The sequence below is a fragment of the Actinophytocola sp. genome (genome assembly GCF_035712165.1).
Lineage (GTDB): Bacteria > Actinomycetota > Actinomycetes > Mycobacteriales > Pseudonocardiaceae > DASYTH01.
In genome coordinates this window covers 1-4721 of sequence record NZ_DASTBH010000507.1, presented here as the reverse complement: position 1 = coordinate 4721, position 4721 = coordinate 1, and the positions used below count along the sequence as shown (strand labels likewise).

The window sequence follows — 4721 nt, the reverse complement described above, 5'->3', positions numbered from 1 at the left end:
CGCCTACCTGTCGGCCTACGTCGGGATGGCGGTCCTGTTCGGGATCGGCGTGTGGGCCCTCTCCGGGTCTCAGTACGGCGGGGAGTTCTTCGCGGGCTGGCTCACCGAGTACTCGCTGTCGGTGGACAACCTGTTCATCTTCCTGGTGATCATGTCGGCGTTCGCGGTGCCGCCGATCCATCAGCACAAGGTGCTCCTGGTCGGCATCCTGCTGGCGCTCATCCTGCGCGGCATCTTCATCGCCGTCGGCGCCGCGGTGATCGCCCAGTTCAGCTGGGTTTTCTACCTCTTCGGCGCGTTCCTGGTCTACACCGCCTACAAGCTGTCCCGGTCCGGCATCGGCGGCGGCGAGGACGAGGAGTACCAGGAGAACCGGCTCACCCGGTGGGCCAGGAAGCTCTTCCCGGTCACCGAGGACTACGCCGACGGCAAGGTGTTCACCAAGATCGACGGAAAGCGGTTCGCCACCCCGCTGTTCATCGTGATGGTCGCGATCGGGTCGGCGGACATCCTTTTCGCGGTCGACTCCATCCCGGCGATCTTCGGGCTGACCCAGGAGCCGTTCCTGGTCTTCACCGCCAACGCCTTCGCCCTGATGGGCCTGCGTCAGCTGTACTTCCTGCTCGGCGGGCTGCTGCGGGAACTGCACTACCTGTCGATCGGGCTCGCCGTCATCCTCGGCTTCATCGGGGTGAAGATGGTGCTGGAGGCGCTGCACTCCAACACGCTGCCGTTCATCAACGGCGGTGCTCCGGTGCCGGTGCCGACGGTCAACATCGGCCTGTCCCTGTCGGTGATCATCGGTGTGCTGGCCATCACGGCCGGTGCCAGCATCATCAAGTCGCGCCGGGACAACGCGGCGGCGCGGCGGGCGGACGCCGGCGCCAAGCAGCCGGCACCGGCGGACAACTGACCCGCCTCTCCGGATTTCAATGCGGTCGTTGCGTTCCGGGGAACGGTGTCGAGATCGGGTGGATGTGGCTGGGTGCCGTCACGGTCCCCTGAGGTGGCTGTTGGCGGGGTAGGGCCTTACTGCTTACCGTTCTTGAGCGGGCGGGTGAGGATCTTGGCTGAGCAGGCCGGAATTCCGGCCAGCGCGTCATGGTCGCGGGCCCGGTAGGCGCTCGGGCTCTCCCCGACCAGTTCGGTGAACCGCGAGCTGAACGACCCCAGCGAGGAGCAGCCCACCGCGAAGCACACGTCGGTCACGCTGAGATCCCCCCGGCGCAGCAGTGCTTGGGCGCGCTCGATCCGGCGGGTCATCAGGTAGCTGTACGGCGACTCCCCGAAGGCTGTTCGGAAGCTCCGGGAGAAGTGCCCCGGCGACATCAGCGCGGTGCGGGCCAGTGCCGCCACATCCAACGGCTTGGTGTACTCCCGGTCCATCTGGTCCCGGGCCCGCCGCAGCCGCACCAGGTCCTCCAGCATCACCTGCCCAGCATCCCACGCGGTCACGCGGCGAGGACCTCGATCAGGTCGAACCGGCTGTGCAGTTCGGCCCAGGTGGCGTGGTGCCAGCCGTCGGTGGAGTGGTACGCGCCGTCCGGACCGGGCCGCCAGGTCCGCATCCGGGTGTCCCGGACCACAGGTCCGTCGGTCGGGTCGGCGGTCGAGCCGGTCCGCGCGACCAGCCAGACGCGCGGAGTGGCGGAGACCTGGGGCGGGTGATCGTCATACGGGTTCATCGCTCCTCCTGCTGTTCGTGATGCGGCTCACGTTATTGCGAGCCGAACAGCCGGAACATCAGGGAAGTACCCCGGTTCAGGGTGGGGTTACCCCTACCCCCTCAGAGCAGCATGTAGCCCAGTTGCGCGCAGATCCGGGCCAACGGCAGGTCCAGGCCGGGATGGTCGAGCGGCAGCAGCACGTCGGGTTCGGCCGGCAACGCGGTCCCGGACAGCGGGTCCCACAGACAGATCGCCGGGTCGCCGGAGTCCATCGAGGACCGGTACCACAGCCCGTCCAGGTCGGGGTGCGCGGCGCGGATCGCCCGGGCCCAGGCCTGGGTCACGATCTTCGGCCCGGTGCTGATCTCCTGGGACGCCCCGGCCCGGGTCGGCCACAGGCCGGCCAGATCGAGCAGGCGCAGCGTGCGGCGCGGCCGGAGCACCACGAGCTGTGGCCGCCGGGTGGAACGATCCACAATGGACGATGCCTGGAACACCTCGGCCACGCTGGTGCGGGCGGACAGTCCGAAGTAGATCACGCCCTGGTTCGGGCTGGTCGCCGGCAGGCCGTCCGGACCGAGCGGCTGCGGATCGAACCGGGCATGCGGCATCGGCCCGAACCGCCGGAAGGTGTTCCACCGCTGCCGGTGCCGCCCGCCCGCGGCGAAGATCCGGACCAGCCGGGTGCCGGCGGCCAGCGACAGCACATCCTCGCCGGGGCGCAGCAGGGATCGCAGGGCGGCGGGTTCGGGTGGCTGGGGAAGCCGGGCCATCTGTCAGGCGGGCGTTCCCAGCACCGCGGCGAGTTCCGCGACCGGACCGGGATCCCCGCCGGCCAGCAGCCACTGCCGAGGGGTGGCGGGGGCGCCGTCGAGCCGCAGGTCCGGTTGCGGGGTGGTCATGAACGCGGCGATCACGAGGGCCGGCTGGTCCGCGTCGATCGCGGCGAGCACCGTCTCCAGCCCGGCCAGCACCCCGGTGGCGGTGAACTGCCAGGCGGGCAACCGCCAGCCGCCCCGGTCCTTCCAGCCGGACAACCGGCGGGCGAGCAGGCGGTGCCGCACCCGGCTGGTGTCGACGCCGATCGTGCCGGCGGCGTCGGCCACGGTCAGTGCCGAGTCGCGCAGCACGGCCTGGGCGGCGACGGTGCGCGCGCGGTGGTCGGCGTCGTCGCCGGTCGCGGGGGAGAGGTCCAGGCCCACCTCGGCCAGCGCGGTGCGCTGCGCGTCGGTGAAGTAGGTCGCCGGATCCGGGTCCGCGGGGCTCAACTGCCGGGCGGCGTCCTCGACCAGGGTCAGGAACTCGTCGGGATCAACCCGCAGCCCTGCCTTGGCGAGCACGGTCCTCAGCGAAGCGGTCACCCCACCATGGTAGCCATGCGTGCGCATTCGTGCGGGGCGTCACCCCCAGGCTCCCACCGCCTCGACGATGTCGGCGCCGACGGCGGTGGCCGCGTCGTGGCCGGGCCGCCAGGTGCAGGCCAGGCCGATCGCGCAGACCCGGCCTGTGCCGACCACCCGGCTCAGCGCGGCGGCCACCGCATCCCGGGACGGTCCGCCGGACGCCGGGAACCGCAGGCCCGGCACGTCCGCCGAGTCCAGCACGTCGAGGTCCACGTGCAGGTAGATCGGGCCGTCCGGCAGCACCTCCGGGCCGAGCCCGGCGACGGCGACGTGCCGCAGCGGCGCGGTCGCGAGGTAGTCGGCCTCGGGCGGGTCGAGGTCCCGGGCGTCCACCAGCACCGCCCGCTCCTCGGGCACCGGGCGCAGCCCGATCGGGTCCGCGACGAGATCGGTCCGGTAGCCGCACAGCAGCCGCAGCGACAACCCGCCCGGGTAGCCCGAGGCCGTGGTCTCCAGCGTCTGCACGTCGCCGTGCGCGTCGAACCACACCACGGCCGGATCCAGCCCGGCCCGCTGCAGGCCGGTCACCGTTCCCAGCGCGGTCAGGCAGTCCCCGGAGACGACCAGCGGCCGCGGCGCCCGGTGCACCGCCTCGGCCACCGCCGCCGACAGCACGGCGATCCGGGACCACACGTCCTCGCCGGCGAGATCGGCCGTGACCGTCGTGTTCGGACCGACCGGCACGTCGAGATCCGGCAGGTACTCGTCGAGGTGGTAGGGGACCAGGATTCGGTTCAGCACGGGATCCGATGTTAGGCGCCGAAACCGGCGAGCAACCGGATTGCGCCGATGCTGCGTCCTGGGGGTATGAACCGGGACTTATCGCAAGGGCTGCGGGTCGGCATTCCGATCCTGGCCGTGGGGGCAGTGCTCATCGGTCTGGTCGCAGTCCTCGACGACGACCCGAGTCCGGCCGACCGGGGGACCCAGCGGATCGGCGCGTCCGGGGTCAGCCTGGTCGCCTACGACACCTGTGAGTCGGCGCTGACCGAGCTGCGCGGCGCCGCGCTGCCGCTGGTCGGCCCGTACGGCCTGGCCGGAGAGACCGTGTCCGTCGCCGACTCGGACGGCGGCCCGATTCCGCCTGGTGCGCCGGTCAACGCGGCGCCGGAGGCGGGCGCCGCCGCACCCCGTGCGGATGCCGGGGCGGCCAAGGACAAGCAGGCGGAGCCGGCGGCTCCCGGCCACTCCACCACGAACACCCATGAGGCCGGGGTGGACGAGCCCGATCTGGTCAAGACCGACGGCCAGCGGTTGATCACCATCGCGGACGGCCGGCTGCGGGTGATCGACGTCGCGTCCCGGCGGCTGACCGCGACCCTGGACCTGCCCGGCGGGCCGGCCAGCCAGCTGCTGACCAGCGGCGACCGCGCCCTGGTGGTGACCGGCGCCGGTTCGGGACCGATCGTCGATCGCGGCGGCAAACCCGCCCCGGCCGGCGAGTCCCGTCTGGTGCTGGTGGATCTCACCGGCGCCGGACGGGTTCTCGGCAGTCTCGCCGTCGACGGCGGCTACCTCGACGCCCGGCAGACCGGCGCGGTGGCGCGGGTGGTGCTGCGCTCGGTGCCGCGCCTGGAGTTCGTCTACCCGGACGGCACCCGCTCGGAGGGTGAGGCGCTGCGGCAGAACCGGTCGATCGTCGAGCACGCCC

General features: G+C 72.0%; 7 protein-coding genes. 2 read left to right on the top strand and 5 right to left on the bottom strand.

The features are described 5' to 3' along the window. On the top strand, positions 1-913 hold a 913-nt coding region (locus VFO68_RS28775), incomplete at its 5' end, for a TerC family protein (RefSeq protein ID WP_325161548.1). Positions 914-1029: 116 nt separating this feature from the next. Here VFO68_RS28775 and VFO68_RS28770 read toward each other — a convergent pair. The 5 genes from VFO68_RS28770 to VFO68_RS28750 all read right to left on the bottom strand — a co-directional run bounded on the left by VFO68_RS28770 (position 1030) and on the right by VFO68_RS28750 (position 3811). Further along, positions 1030-1428: a helix-turn-helix transcriptional regulator gene (locus VFO68_RS28770; protein ID WP_325161549.1), complete on the bottom strand. Its 399-nt coding sequence runs from the start codon at positions 1426-1428 to the stop codon at positions 1030-1032. Positions 1429-1451: 23 nt separating this feature from the next. Next, positions 1452-1685, bottom strand: coding sequence for a hypothetical protein (locus VFO68_RS28765; protein ID WP_325161547.1), 234 nt, complete (start codon positions 1683-1685; stop codon positions 1452-1454). A 101-nt stretch (positions 1686-1786) separates the two neighbouring features. Beyond that, positions 1787-2440: an RES family NAD+ phosphorylase gene (locus tag VFO68_RS28760; RefSeq protein WP_325161546.1), complete on the bottom strand. Its 654-nt coding sequence runs from the start codon at positions 2438-2440 to the stop codon at positions 1787-1789. A gap of 3 nt (positions 2441-2443) precedes the next feature. Beyond that, on the bottom strand, positions 2444-3028 hold the full coding sequence (locus tag VFO68_RS28755) for a DNA-binding protein (RefSeq protein WP_414635595.1): 585 nt from the start codon (positions 3026-3028) through the stop codon (positions 2444-2446). A gap of 39 nt (positions 3029-3067) precedes the next feature. After that, entirely contained in the window at positions 3068-3811 is a 744-nt protein-coding gene (locus VFO68_RS28750; protein WP_325161544.1) for an arginase family protein, read from the bottom strand. 66 nt (positions 3812-3877) lie between these two features. Here VFO68_RS28750 and VFO68_RS28745 point away from each other — a divergent pair. Beyond that, positions 3878-4721, top strand: an 844-nt coding sequence (locus tag VFO68_RS28745; protein WP_325161543.1) for a beta-propeller domain-containing protein, incomplete at its 3' end; no start/stop codon positions are given.